The 21,752-nt window shown below is 26.0% G+C and carries 29 protein-coding genes; 23 read left to right on the forward strand and 6 right to left on the reverse strand.

Going from position 1 to position 21,752, the window contains the following annotated elements; all coding sequences use genetic code 11:
- The first annotated feature begins 113 nt into the window (after positions 1 to 113).
- The 3 genes from AACT_RS06445 to AACT_RS06455 are packed head-to-tail and all read left to right on the forward strand — an operon-like array spanning position 114 to position 1,549.
- Entirely contained in the window at positions 114 to 539 is a 426-nt protein-coding gene (locus AACT_RS06445; RefSeq protein WP_172126023.1) for an ArsC/Spx/MgsR family protein, read from the forward strand.
- Entirely contained in the window at positions 524 to 823 is a 300-nt protein-coding gene (locus AACT_RS06450) for a hypothetical protein (RefSeq protein ID WP_172126024.1), read from the forward strand. Before AACT_RS06445 ends, AACT_RS06450 begins: the two co-directional genes overlap by 16 nt.
- A gap of 9 nt (positions 824 to 832) precedes the next feature.
- Positions 833 to 1,549: an ATP-binding protein gene (locus AACT_RS06455; protein WP_228720548.1), complete on the forward strand. Its 717-nt coding sequence runs from the start codon at positions 833 to 835 to the stop codon at positions 1,547 to 1,549.
- On the opposite strand, the gene AACT_RS06460 is transcribed toward AACT_RS06455, so the two are convergent.
- Positions 1,518 to 2,777: an IS1634 family transposase gene (locus tag AACT_RS06460; protein WP_172126025.1), complete on the reverse strand. Its 1,260-nt coding sequence runs from the start codon at positions 2,775 to 2,777 to the stop codon at positions 1,518 to 1,520. The two genes, AACT_RS06455 and AACT_RS06460, sit on opposite strands and share 32 nt — an antisense overlap.
- A gap of 85 nt (positions 2,778 to 2,862) precedes the next feature.
- Between AACT_RS06460 and AACT_RS06465 the strand changes: the two genes are divergently transcribed.
- Together AACT_RS06465 and AACT_RS06470 are read left to right on the forward strand one after the other, a co-directional pair.
- Positions 2,863 to 3,261 (forward strand): helix-turn-helix domain-containing protein, encoded by a 399-nt coding sequence (locus tag AACT_RS06465; RefSeq protein ID WP_172126026.1) that lies wholly within the window; start codon positions 2,863 to 2,865, stop codon positions 3,259 to 3,261.
- Positions 3,262 to 3,304: 43 nt separating this feature from the next.
- Positions 3,305 to 3,868 carry an IS630 family transposase gene (locus AACT_RS06470; protein ID WP_172124293.1) on the forward strand — a complete coding sequence of 188 codons (564 nt, stop codon included), beginning with the start codon at positions 3,305 to 3,307 and terminating at the stop codon, positions 3,866 to 3,868.
- Here the strand turns inward: AACT_RS06470 and AACT_RS06475 are convergent.
- Entirely contained in the window at positions 3,827 to 4,132 is a 306-nt protein-coding gene (locus tag AACT_RS06475; RefSeq protein WP_172126027.1) for a hypothetical protein, read from the reverse strand. The two genes, AACT_RS06470 and AACT_RS06475, sit on opposite strands and share 42 nt — an antisense overlap.
- Before the next feature lie 93 nt (positions 4,133 to 4,225).
- Here AACT_RS06475 and AACT_RS06480 point away from each other — a divergent pair, with 93 nt between their 5' ends.
- The 7 genes from AACT_RS06480 to AACT_RS06510 all read left to right on the forward strand — a co-directional run bounded on the left by AACT_RS06480 (position 4,226) and on the right by AACT_RS06510 (position 10,543).
- Entirely contained in the window at positions 4,226 to 4,630 is a 405-nt protein-coding gene (locus tag AACT_RS06480) for a hypothetical protein (protein ID WP_216658226.1), read from the forward strand.
- Entirely contained in the window at positions 4,611 to 5,753 is a 1,143-nt protein-coding gene (locus tag AACT_RS06485; protein ID WP_172126028.1) for a vWA domain-containing protein, read from the forward strand. Before AACT_RS06480 ends, AACT_RS06485 begins: the two co-directional genes overlap by 20 nt.
- Before the next feature lie 15 nt (positions 5,754 to 5,768).
- A complete protein-coding gene (locus AACT_RS06490) occupies positions 5,769 to 6,470 on the forward strand; it encodes a hypothetical protein (protein WP_172126029.1) in 702 nt (233 codons plus the stop codon).
- A 19-nt stretch (positions 6,471 to 6,489) separates the two neighbouring features.
- Positions 6,490 to 6,969, forward strand: coding sequence for a GreA/GreB family elongation factor (locus tag AACT_RS06495; RefSeq protein ID WP_172126030.1), 480 nt, complete (start codon positions 6,490 to 6,492; stop codon positions 6,967 to 6,969).
- A 10-nt stretch (positions 6,970 to 6,979) separates the two neighbouring features.
- On the forward strand, positions 6,980 to 7,894 hold the full coding sequence (locus AACT_RS06500; RefSeq protein ID WP_172128573.1) for a class I SAM-dependent methyltransferase: 915 nt from the start codon (positions 6,980 to 6,982) through the stop codon (positions 7,892 to 7,894).
- A gap of 75 nt (positions 7,895 to 7,969) precedes the next feature.
- Positions 7,970 to 9,187: a serine/threonine transporter SstT gene (sstT, locus tag AACT_RS06505; protein WP_172126031.1), complete on the forward strand. Its 1,218-nt coding sequence runs from the start codon at positions 7,970 to 7,972 to the stop codon at positions 9,185 to 9,187.
- Between the two features lie 111 nt (positions 9,188 to 9,298).
- Positions 9,299 to 10,543, forward strand: a complete 1,245-nt coding sequence (locus AACT_RS06510) for an L-lactate MFS transporter (RefSeq protein WP_172126032.1) — start codon at positions 9,299 to 9,301, stop codon at positions 10,541 to 10,543.
- A gap of 32 nt (positions 10,544 to 10,575) precedes the next feature.
- On the opposite strand, the gene AACT_RS06515 is transcribed toward AACT_RS06510, so the two are convergent.
- Positions 10,576 to 11,244 carry a TVP38/TMEM64 family protein gene (locus AACT_RS06515; RefSeq protein WP_172126033.1) on the reverse strand — a complete coding sequence of 223 codons (669 nt, stop codon included), beginning with the start codon at positions 11,242 to 11,244 and terminating at the stop codon, positions 10,576 to 10,578.
- Between the two features lie 141 nt (positions 11,245 to 11,385).
- Between AACT_RS06515 and AACT_RS06520 the strand changes: the two genes are divergently transcribed.
- The gene (locus AACT_RS06520) at positions 11,386 to 11,763 is read left to right on the forward strand and encodes a group III truncated hemoglobin (RefSeq protein ID WP_172126034.1); all 378 of its coding nucleotides are present in this window, start codon (positions 11,386 to 11,388) and stop codon (positions 11,761 to 11,763) included.
- A gap of 27 nt (positions 11,764 to 11,790) precedes the next feature.
- Here the strand turns inward: AACT_RS06520 and AACT_RS06525 are convergent, their stop codons facing one another.
- Positions 11,791 to 12,480 (reverse strand): SDR family NAD(P)-dependent oxidoreductase, encoded by a 690-nt coding sequence (locus AACT_RS06525; protein ID WP_172126035.1) that lies wholly within the window; start codon positions 12,478 to 12,480, stop codon positions 11,791 to 11,793.
- 128 nt (positions 12,481 to 12,608) lie between these two features.
- Between AACT_RS06525 and AACT_RS06530 the strand changes: the two genes are divergently transcribed.
- Entirely contained in the window at positions 12,609 to 13,304 is a 696-nt protein-coding gene (locus tag AACT_RS06530) for a glutamine amidotransferase (protein WP_172126036.1), read from the forward strand.
- On the opposite strand, the gene AACT_RS06535 is transcribed toward AACT_RS06530, so the two are convergent.
- On the reverse strand, positions 13,301 to 14,116 hold the full coding sequence (locus tag AACT_RS06535) for a hypothetical protein (RefSeq protein WP_172126037.1): 816 nt from the start codon (positions 14,114 to 14,116) through the stop codon (positions 13,301 to 13,303). The two genes, AACT_RS06530 and AACT_RS06535, sit on opposite strands and share 4 nt — an antisense overlap.
- A 126-nt stretch (positions 14,117 to 14,242) precedes the next feature.
- On the opposite strand from AACT_RS06535, the gene pnuC reads away from it, so the two are divergent.
- Genes pnuC through AACT_RS06550 form a run of 3 tightly spaced genes read left to right on the forward strand, consistent with a single transcriptional unit; the run spans position 14,243 to position 16,058 of the window.
- On the forward strand, positions 14,243 to 14,824 hold the full coding sequence (pnuC, locus tag AACT_RS06540; protein WP_172126038.1) for a nicotinamide riboside transporter PnuC: 582 nt from the start codon (positions 14,243 to 14,245) through the stop codon (positions 14,822 to 14,824).
- On the forward strand, positions 14,805 to 15,557 hold the full coding sequence (locus AACT_RS06545; protein WP_172126039.1) for a choline/ethanolamine kinase family protein: 753 nt from the start codon (positions 14,805 to 14,807) through the stop codon (positions 15,555 to 15,557). Before pnuC ends, AACT_RS06545 begins: the two co-directional genes overlap by 20 nt.
- A gap of 18 nt (positions 15,558 to 15,575) precedes the next feature.
- Positions 15,576 to 16,058: an HD domain-containing protein gene (locus AACT_RS06550; RefSeq protein WP_172126040.1), complete on the forward strand. Its 483-nt coding sequence runs from the start codon at positions 15,576 to 15,578 to the stop codon at positions 16,056 to 16,058.
- Between the two features lie 69 nt (positions 16,059 to 16,127).
- Here AACT_RS06550 and AACT_RS06555 read toward each other — a convergent pair whose 3' ends face one another.
- Positions 16,128 to 16,289 (reverse strand): ORF6N domain-containing protein, encoded by a 162-nt coding sequence (locus AACT_RS06555; RefSeq protein ID WP_172126041.1) that lies wholly within the window; start codon positions 16,287 to 16,289, stop codon positions 16,128 to 16,130.
- Between the two features lie 135 nt (positions 16,290 to 16,424).
- Between AACT_RS06555 and AACT_RS06560 the strand changes: the two genes are divergently transcribed.
- The 6 genes from AACT_RS06560 (at position 16,425) to AACT_RS06585 (ending at position 21,751) form a co-directional block, all read left to right on the forward strand.
- Positions 16,425 to 16,703, forward strand: a complete 279-nt coding sequence (locus AACT_RS06560) for a hypothetical protein (RefSeq protein ID WP_172126042.1) — start codon at positions 16,425 to 16,427, stop codon at positions 16,701 to 16,703.
- A 365-nt stretch (positions 16,704 to 17,068) separates the two neighbouring features.
- Positions 17,069 to 17,533, forward strand: coding sequence for a hypothetical protein (locus AACT_RS06565; protein ID WP_172126043.1), 465 nt, complete (start codon positions 17,069 to 17,071; stop codon positions 17,531 to 17,533).
- Positions 17,534 to 17,542: 9 nt separating this feature from the next.
- Positions 17,543 to 18,067, forward strand: coding sequence for a hypothetical protein (locus AACT_RS06570; RefSeq protein ID WP_172126044.1), 525 nt, complete (start codon positions 17,543 to 17,545; stop codon positions 18,065 to 18,067).
- Positions 18,068 to 18,531: 464 nt separating this feature from the next.
- A complete protein-coding gene (locus AACT_RS06575) occupies positions 18,532 to 19,293 on the forward strand; it encodes a transposase (RefSeq protein ID WP_172126045.1) in 762 nt (253 codons plus the stop codon).
- Between the two features lie 135 nt (positions 19,294 to 19,428).
- Positions 19,429 to 20,562: a hypothetical protein gene (locus tag AACT_RS06580; protein ID WP_172126046.1), complete on the forward strand. Its 1,134-nt coding sequence runs from the start codon at positions 19,429 to 19,431 to the stop codon at positions 20,560 to 20,562.
- A 112-nt stretch (positions 20,563 to 20,674) separates the two neighbouring features.
- Entirely contained in the window at positions 20,675 to 21,751 is a 1,077-nt protein-coding gene (locus AACT_RS06585) for a CNNM domain-containing protein (RefSeq protein WP_172126047.1), read from the forward strand.
- The last annotated feature ends 1 nt before the right edge of the window (position 21,752 follow it).

Below are 21,752 nucleotides of genomic sequence, written 5' to 3' on the forward strand. Positions count from 1 at the left end.
TGCCCAACATCAAATACAAATCCCTATGAAATTTGTGCAATTATTATTGATACGGTAAAAAAAGCTTTATAAAAGGCATACTAATTGCATAGTAATTTATAAAAAGGAATTTTATGGCTAATTTTGCTTTTTATAATTTCATATTCTATGAAAAAACAGGTTGTAGTGGAAATGCTAAACAAAAAGAGTTATTAAAAAATCATAATATATCTTTTACAGTAAAAAGTTTACTTGATGAAAAATGGACCTTTGAAAGTTTGAATGAATTTTTCAAAGGTTTGGAAGTAAAAGATATGTTTAATCCCTTTGCTCCACAAATAAAAGATGAAAAAATTAATATTTTGAATATTAAAAAAGATGAAGCTATAAATTTAATGATAAAAGAGCCAATCTTAATAAAAAGACCACTATTAGATATAAATGGTATAAAACTTTGTGGATTTAATCTAGAGCAAATAAATAAACTTCTAAATGTAAATATAGATACAAACAAAAAATTAAATACCTGTTCAAGTAGTGACACATGCACAAATGTTTAGTAGAAATCTGTCAAGAGTTCGAAACCATTGAAAACTTTTTAACAAAACCCAATGAAAAAAACAATGAGCTAGTAAATAGCCTTTTTTCAGATTTTATGGAATGTTTTCCTTTAATAAAAGAAGAAAAACTAACTTACCCAAAAGAGTTTATTCATGATGTTTCTCTTTTTAATGAAGGTAATTTCATGCTAGTTAAAAAATTTCAAGATGTACAAATGAGATATTTGATGTTAAGTGATTTTTATGATTATGCTCGATTAACAAAAAAATATAAAAAAGCATAGGCTTGTAGTATGGTAACTCCTTATATTGGAACAATAGAATTATATAAACAATTGGAAATATTACTAAAAAGTGATGTACCGGTTTTTATTCATGGAAGTCCTGGTATTGGAAAATCTTATATTGTAAATGATATAGCTAAAAAAAACAACTTAGAGTTAAGAGATGTAAGACTTTCTCAAGTTGATGCAGTTGATTTAAGAGGAATACCGACCATTTTCAATAATGAAACAGTATGGATGAGTCCTGTTTTTTTACCAAAAGATAAAAACTCATCAGGAATACTTTTTTTAGATGAATTAAATTCTGCATCACTTTCTGTCCAAGCAGCTATTTATCAACTTGTTCTTGATAGAAGAATAGGGGAGTATGAACTTCCAAAAAATTGGAAAATAGTATGTGCTGGAAATAAAATAAATGATAAGGGAATTGTATTTAAACTTCCAAGTCCTTTGGTTAATAGAATGGTGCATTTACTTTTAGAAGCAAAATATGATGACTTTAAAAATTGGGCAATATTAAACGATATCCATTCTTATGTTTTAGGTTTTTTAGGATTTAGACCAGATTTATTAAGTAGTGAAGTGCCAAATTCAAGTGAAACAAATCCAGCATTTTGTACACCAAGAGCTTGGAGTATGTTATCAAGAGTTTTAAAAAACCAAAAAGATGTAAATATGATATCTCCTGACTTCATCATTCGAGGCACCCAATATGAATATCAATAATATTTTGAATTTTTAGTTGTATTTCATTAAGTTGCAACACTTCAAATTTTTTCTTATGTGTAAGTGGGTTTATATATTCTAATCCATAGATTGTTTTTATCTCTTCGAGGGCTATTTGCACTGACAAATTCTTATCATGAAGTTTAATAATTCTTTCAAGTTCTTTATAAACTGTATATGCAATAAATGATATTGAGATATGAGCTTCTATTCTATGTCTTAGATAATGATGAATTGGTCTTATTTTTAAATCTGTTTTAGAAATTCTAAAGGCTCTTTCTATATGCCACAGATTTGAGTAGTTTTCAATCACTTCAGATGGACTGAGTGTTGTATTTGTGATATAACCTTTAAGACCATCCCAAAGTGCATCTTCATTAAATTTATCATAATCAATTACTACTTCAATTTCATTTTTAAGATGTAAATATTTATTATATCCTCTACTATTGATTTGATCTTTTGTAAGTCTTCCTGATTTGATTTTCTTTTCTAATCTTTTTAAACCTTTTTCTCTATTATATTTATCTTTTTTTGCTCTTTTATCTGTATATGACAACACAAGTGTATCATCACCTTTTGCAACGGTTGCAATAGCATTATTTACATCAAGATTTAAAGATAATATTTTACTTTTTGTAATATGATTTTCATTTTTGATTCTTGCACCTAAGATATATTTATAGTTATGAGTTTTTAGTTGTTCTATATTATTTTTAGATAACAATCCTGAATCAGCTATTACAATTGGTTTTTCTAAATTAAATTTCTTTTCAAACTTTTGAAGTATTGGTATAAAAGTATTTCCTTCATAGCTATTCCCCTCATAAATATCATAGCCTATTGGATAACCTTTTTCTCCCACTAAAAGTCCAAGCATTATTTGTGGAGATTGAAATTTACCATCTTTACTAAATCCAATTCTTCTTAAATCATCCTCATCTTCACTCTCAAAGTAAAGTGTTGTAACATCATAAAATAAAACAGTAATTTCACCTAATATTTTTTTTGTATGTTCAAAGGCTACTTGTTCAATCTCCTCTTTATATACAACATTAAACTTATCCATAAAGCGATATATCTTCATAATATCAATATCTATATTTCTATATCGTTTAAGATACTCAATAACTTTTAATTTACTTCCTGGATTAATAAGTCTTGTTACAACTAAATGTTTTAAAAGTTCATCATCAATAATTTTACTAAATCCAATATAATCAAACAATCTTGCGATAATAAGTTCTGGGCCAATAAGTAATTAATCAAAATTAATGTCTTGTTTTATAAGCTAGTTTTAGCTATAATACTATATGAGATATATAAGTAATTTAAATAATAAAACAGTAAAAGAATTAGAAAAAATAGTAAAAAATGGTAGTTCATTGCAATTAAGACAAAGAGCTAAATCTATACTTTTAAGTAATGAAGGTATAACAGTAAAAGAGATATGCAAAATATTCAATAAGTCAACAAGAACAGTTTATAGATGGTTTGATAGATTCAAAGAAGAACAAATAGAAAATTTATCTGATGAAATTGGTCGTGGTAGAAAACCAGCACTAAATGAAAATGATATTGATAAAGTAAAAAAACTTATTGAAACAAATAGTATCAAAGAGACTTGTATAGCTCTTAATAAAGAGTCAAAAAGAGTTAAAAAAGTATCACCTCAAATCTTAAAAAGATATTTAAAAAAATATACAATATAGTTTTAAAAGAGCTAGAAACACTATATTTAAAGAGAAGAAGTGGATGAATTATTCTTCCAAAAAAGCTCAAATACTTAATGTTTTAAGCTGGTCTGCTAAAGATTGGATTGATACATATTATTTTGATGAGAGTGGTTTTTCACTTGATTCAAATATCCCTTATTATTGGTCACCAATAGGTAAGCCAGTAGAAATTCCATCAAATAGATTTGCAAAAAGAATAAATGTTTTAGGGTTTTTAAATACAAAGAATAATCATCTCTTTTCGAAAACTACAATAACAAAAGTAGATACACAAGTTGTTATAGATTTCTTTAATGATTTTGTAAATCAGATTACAAAAACTACTGTTGTCATACTTGATAATGCATCTATTCACACAAGTAAGCTTTTTAAAGCAGAGATAGAAAAGTGGGAGAAGCTTGGACTACAATTATTATTTTTACCACCATATTCACCTGAACTAAATAAAATAGAAATATTGTGGAAACATATGAAATATCACTATCATAAACTAGAAGCTTATTTATCATTTGATAATTTACATAAACATGTTAAAAATTTATTAGCTGGCTTTGGAACTAATTATGACATTAATTTTAAGTAGGTACTTACAAACAATACTATTTGTTGATAGATTTTTTACAAAGGTATCTATTATATTTTCACTATTATCATTTGGAAATAAATTTAATATAGGTTGTTTGGTGAGTTGTGGAATAAGTTTTAATCCCTCTTCATATAAAAGTTCTATTTCTATTTCATCTTTAGATGAACCAATAGTTTGCACTACTTTATTATTTCTTCCAATTTTTTCTATTATTTGAACACTTATACTACCACTTGCATTTCTTTTTTTACGAATAAACATACAATATTATATCGTGGGTCACCCAACTTAAAAATTAAAATACCTTAACCATGGGGTTTATTAGATATTGTTTTATGCTCTTTTTCAAAAGTGATGAAGTCAGGAAGAGCTTGGAGTATGTTATCAAGAGTTTTAAAAAACCAAAAAGATGTAAATATGATATCTCCTATTATTTATGGAACTGTTGGTTATGGGGCTGCTATTGAATTTATTTCATTTATTAAAATTTATAAAACCTTGCCAAATATTGATGATATTTTGAAAGGCTCTTGTGATGTGGTTCCAAAAGAACCAAGTGCTTTATATGCTTTATGTTCTGCATTATTAGAAAAATATCAAAACTGTAATCAAGCTGTAAATATTTTTGCTTATAGTAAAAAGCTTCCTATAGAGTTTGCAGTTATGTTAATAAAAGATTTAATTGTAAAAGATGAAGAGATCTCAACATTAAGTGAATTTGATGAATGGATTGAAAAGTATGAAGACTATCTCATATAAAGAAATATTTGAGAAAATAAGAATAAATTTTTTATTTAATCATCCTTTCTTGTCAGTATTAGCTTTAAGCATTGAAACAAATTATGAAGAAAATAAAAATTCTGCATTTTTAACAGATGGCTTTAAAATTACAATTGATACAAAAAAATTAAAAAAATACTCAAAATATGAGATAAATTATTTATATGCACACACTTTACTTCATATAGTGCTAAAACATTCATATAGACAAAAAACAAGAGATAGTTATATTTGGAATAAATCTTGTGATTTAGTGGTAAATAATATACTTTACAGTTTTGAAAATATAGGAACAAAACCAGATGATGAACTTTTAGATTTAACTTTAAAGGATAAATGTGTTGAAGAGGTTTACGAAATTTCATATAAAAAGAAAAAAGAAGAGTTAAGTAAAACAACTCCCAATGAAAAAGGAAGTGTTGATTCTTATGAATATGATAAAACAAAATTAGATTTAGATGAGGTTTTAATAAAAAATGAAAAAGCAAATCAAGAAAAATTGGATGGAATTATCGTGCAAGCATTAAGTATAGCTCAAAAATCAAAAAGTTTTTATGAGGGAATGAGTATAGAAATAGATAGTTTAATTAAAGCAGAAATAAATTTAAGTGATGAGTTAAAAGAGTATTTAATAAGCTCTTTTTTTGAAAAACAACTCTCTTATGAAAGACCAAATAAAAGATTTATAAGTAATGGTATTTATATGCCAGGAACAAAAAAATTAAATGATAGTTTAAATATTTTTATAGCTTTAGATAGCTCTTCTAGTGTAACTTTGGATGAGTATAAAAAGTTTTTAGCAATAATTGGTGAAATAGCAGATAGTTTTTATGAATATACAATAGAAATTTTGCCATTTGATTTAAGTGTAAGAAGAGAATATATTATTAAATTTGATAGTTTTAATCCTCTTAGTAGTGATGAATTGTTAATCCCAAAATCAAATGGTGGAACAAATTTTGATGAGTGTGTAAGATATTTAAGAAAATCGAGTGAGCTAAGAAATGATAGTTTATTGATTGTATTAAGTGATGGAGAATTTGAATTAAATGAAACACTTTTATGTAATACTCTTTTTATAATTAGTGATAAAAAAATATAAGAAAGTTTGAAAAAGATGGAAGAGTTATTCAATTTAACCTATAAACAAGAAGTAGAGGAATTAAAAGAAGAGGATGACTTTGAAGCAATTGGTGATGAAAAGTATCTAAATCACCCAGATATGGAAGCTAGACTTTACTGGGCTTTTTGTAGGCCAAATGGCTCTTGTGAAATTCAAATTCAAGATATTGATCCCTTGGTGTCAATTATGGCATTTAATCATTCAAAATTAAATGCTTTAAAAAGATTTTCTTTATTACATAAAGATGTAATAGAAAAAGAAAATCTAAGAGTTAAAATAAAAAATAGAACAAGAATGTTATTTAGAGCTTTGATAGATGATGATTTTTCAGAGTTAAATAAAGTTTTAGATATTGTTCCCGTATTTTTAGATGTGGCGGTTGACCAACTTAAAAATGGAAGAAAATGGAATGATATTTTTGCTGATGAAATAGAAGCAAGTAAGTTTATAAAAAAAGCAGAGATTTTTATGGATGAATCATTTAAAAATGCACTTTATTTTAAATTAAAAAATTATAGTGAATTTTCTTTAGAAAAACTAAAAGAACATTTAGAAGAAATGATAGAAAAAAAAGAGATGATTGATAATATAATATTAGATTATTATAAAAATGAGGGAATTAAATACTTAGAAAAAAACAATCTTCATATACTTCAAAAAATGCTTATTAAAAAATTAACTGAAAAACTAAAGTAAAACTCAATATAATTCTTTTATGAAAAAAGATTTAATTACAAAAAATGGTTTCGAAAAAGTTGTTGAAGAGTTTAAAAGATTACTAAAAGAAAAGACTTATTGGGTAAAAGAGAAAGAAATAGCAGCACAACTTGGTGATAGAAGTGAAAATGCTGAGTATATAGCTGCAAAAGAGCAAATACGAAATACAGATAAAAGACTTCGTTTTCTTGATAAAATTATAAATACAAGTGAAGTAATCGATATCTCACAAATCCCACACAATAGGGTGAATTTTGGCTCAGAGATACAAGTTATGAATTTAGATAACGATGAGGTAAAAACTTTTATAATATTAGGAACACACGAAACAAATCCAAATGAAAATAAAATATCAAATAAATCTCCCCTTGGAAGAGCTTTTTTAGGTAAAAAAATAGATGAAGAGTTTGAATTTAAAATAAATGATAATTTTTATGAATATCAAATAATTTCAATAAAAGAGTATAACTTTGAATGAAGAAATGAATATAAATATAGAAAAATTAAAGCAGATTATTTTAGATAATCTTGAAAATAAAAATGAAGAGTTTAAAAGAGTTTTCCATGGACGAGGAAATTCTTACAGTGATTTTAACTATTTAGTAATTGATAGTATAAATGATATTTTATTAGCTACTTTTTTTGCACAAATTGAAGAGAATATTGAAAAAGATTTGATAAAACTCCTTGATGAAATTTATGCAACAAAAGGTTTTAAAAGCTTAATCATTCAAAGAAGATATTTAAAAGAAAATATGAATGAAGCTTTTAGGGGAAAACTACCTCAAAGTGCAATTGCCATCGAAAATGCCTTAAAATATAATATTAACTTTTTTAATCAAAATATTGGAATATTTCCTGATATGAAAAAAGGAAGAGAGTTTATCCAAGATATATGTAAAGATAAAAATGTACTAAATCTTTTTTCATATACTTGTGCTTTTAGTGTTGCTGCTATTAAAGCAGGGGCTTTTAAAGTTGTAAATGTAGATATGTCAAAATCTGCTTTAACTATAGGCAGAGAAAACCATCGTATAAATAATCTTGATACAAAAAAAGTAAAATTTATGCCCTATGATATTTTAAAATCATGGTCAAGAATCAAAAAAGAAGGTCCATATGATATTATCATTATAGATCCACCATCTTTTCAAAAGGGAAGTTTTGCTGCAACAAAAGATTATGAAAAAATCATAAAAAGATTAGATGAACTAGCGGCCAATAAATGTATAGTTTTATCATGTCTAAATGCTCCTGAACTTGACAGTGATTTTATAAAAAATATTTTTAGTGAGTTTGCAAGTGATTTTGAGTTTGAAAAGAGATTAGAAAATCTTGATACTTTTCCAGCAATTGAAAGTGAAAAAGCCCTTAAAAATCTAATTTTTAAAAGAGATAAATAGTTCTAAATCAATATTTTATTACTTTATCTTAGATATAATCCCAAGCTTAAAAAAATTAATTAGTAGGATTCTTTAATGGAAAGTAAAAATGGGATTATCGAAAGATATGTAAATGGTAATTTGGTAATACAAATATTAGTAGGTATAGTACTAGGTATTATCGTAGCAATGATTTCAAAAGATTTAGCTATGTCTTTTTCTATATTAGGAACCCTTTTTATAAAAGCATTAAAAGCAATCGCTCCTATTTTAGTTTTTATATTAGTTGCAGCTGCAATTGTAAAAAAAGAAGTTGGCGTTAAATCTAATATGAGACCAATTATAACTTTATATTTTGTTGGTACATTTTTAGCAGCATTAGTAGCAGTAATTGCAAGTTTTCTTTTTCCAACAAAACTTGTTTTATTAGATATTCCAACAGAACAATTAACTCATCCTGGAAATATTCTTGATGTTTTAAAAACAATATTATTTAATATTGTAGATAATCCAATAAATGCTATTTTAACAGGTAACTTCATCGGTATTTTAGCATGGGCTATTGCCTTAGGTTTTGCCATGCATTATAGTTCAAGTGAAACAAAAAAACTATTTGAAGATGCATCAATTGGAATTACAAAAATTGTTAAATTTATTATAAAACTAGCTCCTTTTGGTATTTTTGGACTTGTTGCTGAAACATTTGCTCAAACAGGTTTTGCATCATTGATAGCTTATTCTCAACTTCTTTTAGTTTTAGTGGGTTCTATGTTATTTGTAGCATTTATTATAAATCCACTTATTGTTTATATTAAAATCAAATCAAATCCATATCCTTTAGTTTTCACATGTATAAAAGAGAGTGGTATAACTGCATTTTTCACAAGAAGTAGCGCTGCTAATATTCCTATAAATTTAAGTTTATGCAAAAAACTTAATTTAAATGAAGATACATATTCTATTTCTATTCCTTTGGGAGCTACTATTAATATGGCAGGAGCTGCTGTTACAATTACAGTGTTAACTCTTGCAACTGTTCACACTCTTGGTATTCAAATTGATATTGGAACTGCACTTTTATTAAGTGTTATTGCTTCTATCTCTGCTTGTGGAGCATCTGGAGTTGCAGGTGGTTCTTTACTTTTAATTCCTCTAGCTTGTTCTTTATTTGGAATTTCAAATGATGTTGCTCTCCAAGTTGTTGCTATTGGATTTGTAATTAGTGTTGTTCAAGATTCTATGGAAACAGCACTTAACTCTTCAACTGATGTTATTTTTACAGCTGCTTGTCATAAAAAAGATTCAGAAGTTTAAGAATCAACTTATAAGAATAGATAAAATGTATAGTATTAATCTAATACTTTTATCTATTTATTAGGAAAAATTGTTAAAATCGCGCACACAATATAATCAAGGGATTACTTAATGGTAGAAAAAAATAGATGGCTTATGGCTTTAAGTGCTGTTGGCGTTCATATTTGTATAGGCTCTGTATATGCATGGAGTGTATATGTAAAACCAATTCAAGAACAAATGGCTTGGAATTTAACAGACGTTACAATTGCATTTAGTATTGCAATTTTCTTTTTAGGACTAAGTGCAGCTTTAATGGGAAAATTTGTAGAAAAAAATGGTCCTAGAGTTTCAGCAATTATTGCAGCGGTATTATTTGGTTTAGGAACTATGGGTTCAGGCCTTGCAATAATGATAGAATCAAAAGTTTTATTATACTTCTTTTATGGAGTGCTAGGTGGATGTGGTCTTGGAATTGGATATATTTCTCCTGTATCTACACTTGTAAAATGGTTTCCTGATAAAAGAGGAATGGCTACAGGACTTGCAATCATGGGATTTGGTTTTGCTTCTGCTATTTGGGGACCAACTATTAAAATCTTAATAGGAAGTGTTGGAATTTCTGGAACGTTCTTCATCTTAGGTGCAGTTTATTTTGTAGTAATGTTTGCATCTGCACTTTATTTAGAAAAACCACACGATGAGTATTTACCAAAGAAATTTGAGCAAAAAATCAAAGAGGGTAAAAAAGTTATCAAAGAAGATTTAGCACAATTAGGTCTAAATGAAGCTGTTAAAACTCCAAGATTTTATGGTCTTTGGATTATGTTATTTATAAATGTAACATGTGGTATTGCAATTATTGGAGTTGCTTCTCCATTACTTCAAGAAGTTCTTGGAATCTCAGCAATCGCAGCAGCAGCAGCCGTTGGTTTGATGGGAATCTTTAATGGAGCAGGAAGACTTATGTGGGCTTCTTTAAGTGATTATTTAACAAGACCTATTGTTTATGTAATCTTTTTTGCAACACAAATAGTAGCTTTTTACATGTTACCATCAATAAAAGAAATAGTTGTATTTCAAGTAGTTTTATACTTTATTATGACTTGTTATGGAGGAGGATTTGCTTCAATTCCTGCATATATAGGAGATATATTTGGAACAAAAGAACTAGGTGCAATTCATGGTTATATCTTAACAGCATGGGCAGCAGCAGGACTTGTAGGACCACTAATTATCTCAATGGTAAAAGATGCAACAGGTTCATACTCTCAAACACTTTATGTATTTGCAGGATTCTTTGTAATTGCGTTTGTTGTTTCAATAGCAATGATTATAAATATAAAATCAGTTCAAAAGAAAAAAGTAAAACACTAATAGATTTAAGAGTAGGAAAAAATTTCTACTCTTTAATTTATTTCTTTTAAGCTTCTTCTTTTATCTATTTTCATAAAAACCATCCAAATAAACCAAAAAAGAATAGTAATTCCAAGTGCTGCGTAAATAGCAGGCATTGGATTGTCCAAGTTACTAATAGATCCTGCATATGTTATGACACATACATATGGAATAGTTCCTAAAAACCATGCAAATAAAAATCGTTTTAAAGACATATCACAAGCGCCTGCAAGGCAAGATGAAATTTCTGGAAGCATAGGAACAGCTCTTGATAAAACAAGGACTAAAACACCATGTTTATTGAACAAATCTGTCATTTCTTGTTTTTGTTCTTCATTTGATGATAATTTATCTAATACTTTCATACCATATTTTCTTGATAGAAAATATCCAGTTAAAGAAGCACTTAATAGCCCAATAGTTGTATAAAATAAAGCTAATTCAAAGCCTATAAAATATCCAGCAAGTATGATAATAGTCATAGTAGGAACGGCAATAAATAAATCAATAAATAAAAACAGTACAATCAACGCACCTAATATATATGAAGGTTGCGATTTCAAATTTGTAAAAATCTCTTTGATATCCTCAACTGTAAGAATTCCTGTAAATTTTATAAGTAGTAAAGTAATAGTAAATATACTTACTAAAATTAAAATAGTTTTTATCAAAAGTTTCATTATATAATCTCTTGTTTTTAAAGATTATAAACACAAAAAGTTAATGAAGTGTATACCTTTATTTATTTGCTAGTTTGATTATTGTAGCATTGCTTGTTTAATTGTAATAATTGATAAATCCAAAAAAAGAAAAACATAATAATGCAAAGTAATGAAATCACAAAAGAAAACATAAATAAACTTGTAGTAACTTTTTATACAAAAGTCTTAAAAGATGAAAAAATATCTCCTTTTTTTATTGAAAAATTGGGAGCAGATATGAAATCAGAGATTTGGCAAAAGCATATAACATTGCTTACAAATTTTTGGTTTACAATATCTTTCGGAAGAGGGGAATACAATGGCTCACCATTTGCTCCTCATATGCAAATATCAGGATTAGATAGAGAATCATTTGAAAGATGGTTAAAACTATTCTTTGAAGCTCTTGATAAGATTTATGTGGAAGATATTGCACTTAAATTTAAAGAAAGAGCTTCTATAATTGCTAGTAATTTTATGAGAAACTTATCTATTTAGAAATATAGATATAAACAGATTTCTTGTTTATATCTTTCTTACATCCACATAAATACCTGATTGGAATTCATCAATTCTATTAATCAAAGTATCTATTTTAATAACTGTTTCTTCAGGGCTTTGAACTATCCCTTCATTTAATTTTTTAGCTGATGTAAAAATCTCTTCATCTATTTCAAATCTTATATAATCTGTCATTGGTGTTTTAATAACTCCAGGAGCAACAGCAAGTATTTTTGTGTTTGTCATTTCATTTGAATACAGATTTACAAGCATATTTACGCCTGCTTTTGATAAACTATATGAACCCCAACCTTTATATCCAGTTAATGAAGCTCCTGAAGAGATGAACAAAATATTTTTTACTTCTATTTTCATAAAAATATCAAGGAGTTCTTTGTTTGCATAAACATTTAAGTCATAAACTTCTTTCATTTCATCTATTGATAGTTCTTCTAGTATTTTGATTTTTCCTAGCATTCCTGCATTTAAAAATACTATTTCAATATTGTTTATCTCTTTTATGAAGTTTGTAAGCTCTTGTTTTATTTTTGTAACTTGTGATAAATCAAAACTTTTATGAATAAAATTTTCATCAAAAATATCTGGTTTTTTTCTACTGATTCCATAAACTTTATATTTTTTTTCTAAATAGTATTTTGTAAGAGATAGTCCAAGACCTGAACTACAACCTGTTATTAAAATTTTTTTTTGCAAAATAAGCCTTTGTGGTTTTTTTTATTTTAGTAAAGCTTTGCTTATAATAGATTATATTTTAAACAGTTTACATAATATTTTTTTACATAATGATGTATAATTTTTTTAATTAATGCTTTGAGGAAAATATGAAAAAATTATATATTATAAAATGTGGTTCTACTTTTGAAAACCCAAATGGTGATTTTGAAGATTGGATTATTGAAAAACTTGAAAAAAAAGATTTAAATATCTCTACAATTGATCTTCAAAAAAATCATCCTTTACCTATGCCTAGAAAAAACGATGCTATCATCATAACAGGTTCACACAGTATGGTAACAGATGAAGAGTCTTGGAGTTTAGAGCTTGAAAAATGGCTTCCCAAAATTATAGATGAGCAAATACCTCTTCTAGCTATTTGTTATGGACATCAATTATTAGCAAAATGTTTAGGTGGAGTTTCAGGTTATCATGAAAATGGAATCGAAATAGGAACAGTTGATATATTTTTAGAAGATTTTGCAAAAGAAGATGAGCTTTTCTCAAAACTTCCAAATAGTTTTAAAGCTCACACCGTTCACTCTCAAACAGTAGTGGAACTGCCAAAAAATGCCATAAGACTGGCTTTTAATAATCATGATATAAATCATGCTTATAGGGTAGGGTCAAAAGCTTGGGGAGTGCAGTTTCATCCTGAATTTGATGCGAATGCAATGAATTTATATATAAATGAAGTCTCTAAAAAGAAAAATCTAGAAGTAAATAAACTTATAAAACAAAGTGAGGAAACCATAGCTGCCACTTCTATTATAAAAGAGTTTGAAAGATTGTTTTGTATTTAAACAATCTTTCGAAATAATACATAAAGAATGTATAAAAAAACAATAGGTAAAAATATTGTTTGAAAAATAAAAACAATAATCAAATCTATTAAATACTGACTTGAATTATCAACAGCATTTTTATACTCATCAATCTTTTTCTCATAAAAACTCATATCAAATTTTTCTGCAATTTTATTAAAAAATGAGCTCTCTTCTTTTTGTATTACAGTATCTTTATTTATTTTACTTACCTCTTCTTTTACTTGCATAATATTTTCATTTAGTGTTTCTATATTGTATTGAGGTTTTACAAAATAGTTATAAGAAACATCGTTTATATAGACTATAAAAGGAATAGAAAATCTTAGAAAAAGCAGTATAAAAGTAGCTTTGAAAAAGATATTTCTGATTATTTCATCCTTTGAAAAACGAACAAATAGCCAAATATTAAAAACTAAAATAAAAGCAAAAAGCACATAGTTGTAAATATCATTTGTTAAAAAACCTAATAAAATCTTTTGAATTCCAAGAGAAACTAAACTTGCAAGCATTATTAGTGAAAATTGCTCAACAAGATCATTTATGGGATCAAGTATTTCTCCAACAGCAACAACTACAAAGGGCAGATTTATTTCTGTTCCTTGCGCTAGTGATATTACACCATTTAAAGCTTTTGCACTTCCAAAAACTATTACAGCTTGTTTAAATGAGTCATCAACCAATTTTTTAGAGTTTTCATCAAGTGTAAAAGAAAAAGCGAAAAATAAAGCTATGCAAGTAAATACAAGTAATAAAAGTTTATTCCAATTGTTTATAATAAATGTTTTCATGGAAGCAATTATAGCAGATTAATAAACAAGAAAATTAATTAAATATTGGATAAAATCTATCTTATTTAAAACAAGGAATATAAAATAGAAAATTTTATTAATAATATTCAAGAAGCTATAGGCTATATGACTTCTTGGGAAATGCTGGCTGTATTTTTGTCAGTTTCTTATATACTTTTAGCCATAAAACAAAATCTATGGTCTTGGGTTGCTGCATTTTTTAGTACTTTGATTTATAGCATACTTTTTTTTGATGCTTCACTTTTAATGGATAGTGCTTTAAACATCTTTTATTTAGTAATGGCTGTTTATGGTTGGTATTCTTGGAAATATGGAAATATAAAAGCTCAAAATGAACAATTAAAAATCACTACTTATGGAATAACAAACAATTTCAAAATCATTGGTATTTTGATTCTTATATCTATTGTATTGGGCTATATAATGGCAAACTATACAAGTGCTGATTTTGCATATTTAGATACTTTTACTACAGTATTTGCTGTATTTGCTACTTATATGCTTGCAAAAAAAGTTTTGGAAAATTGGATTTATTGGGTTGTTATAGATACTGTTTCTATTTATATTTATATACAAAAAGGCTTTTATTTAACAGCTGTATTATTTGCTATCTACACAGTTCTAGCTTGTGTTGCATATATCCAATGGAAAAAAGAGTATAAAAATCTTGAACTTAAATCTGCTTAAAACATATAATATTTTTAAAGAAGAATTATTAAGCCTTGAGATATTAAAAAATCAAGGCTTTAATAATGTAAGTTATCTTTTAAAAACTACAGGAAAATCATATATAATAAGAGTTTTTAAATCAAATGAAAGCGTAAATATAAGCAGAGAATTTGAATTTAAAACTCAAAAAAAAGCACATAAACAAAAGATTGCTCCTAAAGCTATTTTCTTAAATAGTGAATTTATGATTTATGAGTATAAAAAAGGTATTCATAAAACAAAACTTAAAAATTCTGATATTAAAAATCTTGCAAAACAGATAAAAAAACTTCATAAAATAAAAACAAAAGCAAAAACCTATGATTTTAAAAGTGATTTATTAAACTATAAAAAGATGTTAAAAGATGAAAAAAGTAAAAAAATCATAAGTGAATCACTTAAAAGTTTAAAAAAACTAAAAAAGTTCAAAAAAGAATTAGTTCTTACACACCATGATTTAAATCCTAAGAATATCATTTTTTATAAAAATAAAATAAAAATTATAGATTGGGAATATGCAGGAATAAATGATAGATTTTTTGATTTGGCTGCTATTTGTATTGAGTTTAAATTAAATAAAAAAGAAGAAGAATTATTCTTATCTTATTATTTAAAAAAAATAGATAAGAACAAATATTCAAAACTAAAAAACTTTAAAACAATATATAAAAACCTTTGTGATTTATGGTTTGAAAAATTAAACTATTTATAAAAAAGATATAATTGCTTTATGAATACAAAAAGAATATTAAAAAAAGAGTTTTTCATAACTTTATTTATCAAACAAAATAAATGGCATAGATTTGGTATTTTAGTACATACCTTAGCTGTAGCTTTTCATGTTTTTAAAGCCAAAAAATACTCTATGCTAAGTGCTGCTTTTTTACATGATATTGGAAAACCCTATGTTGCTTATCAAACAAAAGAAGATAAAATCACAGGTGAATACTCTTTTCATAATCATGAAGAAGCTAGCTACCATATTATAAAAAACTGGAAAATTTCAGAATATACAAAAAAACTTGTTCGATATCATTATCTAATAAGAGGAATGCAAAAAGCAAAAGAAAAAAATCACTTAGGCAGATACAATCGTATGAAAAGAGCTTTTGAAAACCTTGATGAGAATTTTAAAAAAGAGTTAGAGCTTTTTATGCATTTTGATGATTTGGGAAAATCTTGCTTTTTTGAATCTAATAATCACTTGAATTAAATTTTTTTTGATAAAGAAAATCTATATTAAAAAGGATTTTTTATGGAGATAGCTATTATTCTAATTTTTTTAGTAAATTCTTATATAAATACCTTGTTCTGTGAAAACTTTTGGATTTGTTCTTACTTTAGCAAAATTTGCGGTCAAATTTTTTGACCGCAAATTCTCAAACTCAATATCTGATAATTCAAAATAAAAATCTTCCAATTTGTTAAGTTTTTGTTTGTTCAAGCCAGTATCTAATAATCATTTGAATTAAATATCGCTTGAAATATTTAAGATATTAAATTTTTTTTGATAGAATAATCACAACAATATATTTTAGAAGTTTTACTTGTAATTTAAATTTGAAAAATAGGAAAAAATATGAGTTTTGAAGAACAAGGCTTTTTTGATAAGGTTTACCATAGAAATGGGAAACTATATAAAAAAGTAAATAAAGAAAGTATAGAAGAAATGATAAACGCTGTTAATAGTAAATCATTTTTAAATAAAGATTTATTGATTGTAGATATTACAGATGAAAAAATTAGAAGCTATAGTAAGATGTTAGAAATATTAGAAGCCCAAAATATCGAAGAATTATCAGTTAAATTAGATAAATTAAAATATAAAGTATATTTACGAATAAGAATTAAAGATTAGTGAATTATATGTCCTACTTTTGGAATTCTTTCCTTGTTTCCAACGTACACGTTGGGAATGCATATAAAAACCAAATAAAATAAGAGAAACAAAAATGAATAGAAGTAGATATAAAATATATGAACCAACATATCTGCATTTTATGACCTGACCCCCTTTTTTCAATTTTTCAATTTAAACGAACGTTATAGCACATCACTAACTAATTAATTATACTTACCTTTTTTATATACGATATATGTACAAAAAAATTAAATATATACATTTTTCTAACTTTTGGCTAAGAAAGTATTATATAAGCTAAAAAGTTATATTCTAAACAAATAATAAATTTACTTGAATGAATATATAATATAAGGACTAATATGGAAATCTTACTATTTCTACTTGTAGGAATTATTTTAATACTTGTTCTAAAAAATATTTTTAGAACATTTGCAGTAACAAAAGAGCTTAAGTTTGTTGTAAACACGTTAACGGATATAAAGGATAATAAGTTAACGTTAACAAAGGTAAAAGAACAACTAGATGCTCAAAATATTGAATATTCCTTAAGTGATGATGGAACCTTGTATTGGCAAAATCCAAATAATAATAATTGGATTTTTATTTTTGACAGATTGAGTTTCTCTGTTTCAGTGCAATCTCATGAAGAGTCATTATATAACGGTATTGAATTAAAACTTTGTTTATATGGTTCTTCTTATGATGAGGCTTGGACTGAAGGCAAATTTGTAAACTATATAGCTAAGCCCACAGTTGAGACAATAATGATGATTAGAAAATTTCCATACTATAATGTGAAATTAGTTGATTTCTTTACAACATAGGGAGTTTTGATGAGTTTATTTTCATTTTTCCCAAATTTACTTGCAAAAGCTAAAGCATCTATCATTGTTGAAAACTTATTAATAATTCAAAATGAAAGATTTAATTTTGACGATAACATAAGTAAAACTTCCCAAGAACTTATTAACCAAGTTTTTGAGTCTATGCCAGATGTTTATGAGGGTAAATTTGGAGTTAGACCACATAAGATAACAGTAGCTATTACAGCATTAGCTGAAGGATTAAACAAAACAAATATAAACGATAAATATTTTACGCCTTTTGTATTATCATTAGCAACTGCTTTAAATGAAGTAGAAGTAAATTCAGGTTTTTATCATTTTACAAATATTGATTATACACTACTTAATTCAAGTATAAAAATATTAGAAGAAAAAGAAAGAGAATTTGAACTGAAGAATAAAGATATCTTAGATAACTTTGATTTTTTATCAAAAGATTTAAATAGTAAGAAAGAATCTAAAGAAAATAAACTTCAACAAATGAGGAAAGCATCAAACCTTAACTTAAAATAGTATCATGATTTGTAATTATATTACATGAGGCACAAGTAATATAACACACTTAACCAAAAAGATTAAAAAGTATAATTCCCCGTACTACAACATCAAATACTTTTAAGAACTTTCAAAAAATCAAACTTCTTTAAAACTAATTATTATTACTATTGAAAAGTAAGCCAGAGAATAAAGGTTTCTAACTCAAGCAGTAACAATATGAGCTCTTCAAATGTATTTACGACTAGAAAGATTAAAACGAGAAAAATATAAAAGTGATTGATTATTAACTATAAAATATTTTGTGATGAGAGCTGTCATTTACAAAATGATGCTTGGGATAGTAAGACACTAGGGGCTTTAAAATGTCCAAGGAAAATACAAGGAAAATAGGGGTCAGGTCATGAATTTCCACTTTTAATAAAATAAAAAATAAAATTATTATATACTAATCCTAATATTGTATTGTAAAAGGATAAAATATGCCAAGAAGAGTAAGAATAGAATTAGCAGGCTTTCACCATGTATATAATAGGTCAGTAGAAAGAAAGTATATTTTGCAATATCCAATTGATAAAGATAAGTTTTTAGAGATATTAAATGAAGTTTGTGAGAAATATAAACTAAAAATACACTCATATTGTATTATGGATAATCATTACCATTTATTACTAGAAAATTCACTGGAAAATTTATCTTTGGCAATGAGACAATTAAACTCTAAATATGCAACATATTATAATAAGAAGTACAATAGAGTAGGTCATTTATGGCAAGATAGGTTTAAGTCATGGTATGTGTTAAATGAAAACTATTTGTATATTTTATATAAATATATAGAATCAAACCCAGTGAAAGCAAATATGACAAAGAATATAGGAATTTATAAATACTCATCTTCTTATACAATCCTAAATAACTGTATAGAAAAGTGTTTAGATAAATCTTTTATAATAAGAGATTTTTCAGTAAAAGAATTAGCTATGTTTTTATCAATACCTTTAAATAATGAAGAAGTTAAAAATATAAATAGTATTCATAAAGAAAAACTTAAAACTGAAGATGAGAAAATAGTAAGAGAAAAAGAAAAAAGTTTAAATGATATATTTATGAATATAAATACCAAAGAAGAAAGAAATAGAAAAATCAAGTATGCTTTTTATCATGGATATAAACAAAGTGAGATTTCAAGATATTTAGAAATATCTTCGTCTAGTGTATCAAAAATTATTAAGAAGGCTTAAAAGTGGCGATTCATGACCTGACCCCTTTTAAATTAAATTTAATTACAGAATATTTAAGGTATTTAAAATTTTTTTAGCTATAATCAAAATCACTTAAGAATAGAAGGGAAGGGTATTTATTTACCTTAATACAATTTGCAGCAATTTACAATTACAGATAAAATAAAAAGTCTTGATATACAAGACATAACAGAAAACCTTTTTCATTACTCATATGATAGCAAGAGCTTAAAAGCATTAGTTAAAAGTAACACATCAAAAGAAGATATTTCATATATATCGGCATATAGCAGCTTCAAAGGTGAAGTTTATGAAAATATAGTTTATGAACTTTTAATGCAATATGCATTAACTCAAGATGAAATCACAAGATTTGTATTAAAAGGTCCATACCAAGATAAAGAAAATCTATATATTAAAAGTGGACTTTTAATAGATAGAAGTTCTCAAATAGTTTATAAATCAGCATATAAAGATATTAGTGAGTTTGATGCTTTATTTTTTACAAAAGACTCATTATATTTTGTAGAGATGAGTACATCTAAAAAAACTTCGAGTTTAAATAAAAGATTGGCAAAAAAATATGCTCTTTTAAAGATGATATTTCCAACATTAAATATAAATGCTTTAATAGTAGTTACAAAAGGTTCAGTTGGATTAAAAAACTTTCCACCATATGCTACTATTTGGTTAACAAATGATTTAGAAGATGAAGAATTAATAGAAAAGATTATTTTTGCTAAAAAAGTTAAAAATGATATTCAAACTTTAAAATCTCCTAGAAATAGCAAGTTTGTAGAAGCATGTAAAGTAAAATATAAAAAATTCCAATATTTTCCTACTTTAGAATGGATTTTAAATAAATCAAGGGAACATCAAAAATTTACAGTTGATTTAAAGTTTTTTTCATCACCAAAACTTGGTCTTTATTTTGATATTTTTACAAAACTTTATATAGGATATACAACTACAGCAGAATTTTTAGAGTTATATAAAGAGTTTGATTTAAAAGTTAAGTCAGATAGAATAATTGTAACAATAGAAAAAGTAAACCAAACACAACTTGATATTGTATATTATGCTAAAGAAACTAATGGAAAACTAAAAAGAGTTCGTTTAGAAGAGGATAAAATTTCTATAAAAGACAAAGAACTTGATGGCTTCACAAACGCCGAAGTAAGGTTCTTTATGAAGGTTTTAGAAGAGAAACACCATCTTAGTGTTGAAAATATAAAACATATTTTAAATAATATATCTTTAATAAAATAAAATATGGTATAATCCTCGTTAAAATTTTTCAAAGGATTATATCAATGAATTTAACTGACTCCTATCGTAGGCGTAATTTAATTTATTCTAAAAACAACTCAGGGTTTGCAATATGACTCTTCTAATTACTTATCTTCTAATCGCGTTACTTGTCTCTTTCTTGTGTTCTATTTTAGAGGCTGTTTTACTTTCAAGCACACCTTCTTATATTGAATCATTAGGTAAAAAAGACAATTCAGATACTGCTGAAATGCTAAGAAATTTAAAATCAAATATTGATAAACCAATATCATCTATTTTAATATTAAATACTTTTGCACATACAATGGGAGCAGCAGGTGTTGGTGCACAAGCGCAAATGTTGTATGGAAACAAATATGAGACTATTATTGCTGTTGCATTAACTCTTTGTATTCTTTATTTTTCTGAAATAATACCAAAAACAATAGGTGCTGTATACTGGAAAAAACTTTTACTTCCATCTGCATATTTAATTAATTTTTTAATAAAAATTACTTATCCTTTAGTTTGGATATCTTTATTTATTACAAATTCTATTTCAAAAGGTAAATCAAAAGATTCAGCTTTTTCAAGAGATGAAATTATGGCAGCAGTTACTATGGGGGAAAAAGAGGGTTCTATTCTTTCTACTGAAAGTACTTTGATAGAAAATCTTTTTAAACTAAAAAATATCAAAACAAAAGATATTATGACTCCAAGAAGTGTAGTTTTTGCATTTAAATCAAGTACTAGTGTTGAAGATGCTATTGAAGATGATAAAATGTATATCCACTCAAGAATTCCTGTTTATTCAGAGAATATTGATGATATCATAGGAATAGTATTTAATCAAACTATTCTGGAAGAGAGTGTTGAAGAAAGAGATAGTACTCTTTTATTAGATATTACAGTTCCTGTTCATAAAATCTCTGAAAATGTACCTGTTTCTTCTTTAATTGACCAATTCATAAAAAGAAAAACACACTTATTTGTGGTTCAAGATAACTATGGACAAACAAGTGGTGTGGTAACTTTAGAAGATGCTATTGAAACTCTTTTAGGTGTTGAGATAGTTGATGAAATGGATGAAGTTGAAGATATGCAAGTTTTTGCAAAAAATAAAAACAAACAGTTCCAAGATAAAATGTTAGTTGAAAAGAAAAGGCTAGCAAAAATTAGACTGGCGTAAA

The organism is Arcobacter acticola (assembly GCF_013177675.1).
Classification (GTDB): Bacteria; Campylobacterota; Campylobacteria; order Campylobacterales; family Arcobacteraceae; genus Aliarcobacter; species Aliarcobacter acticola.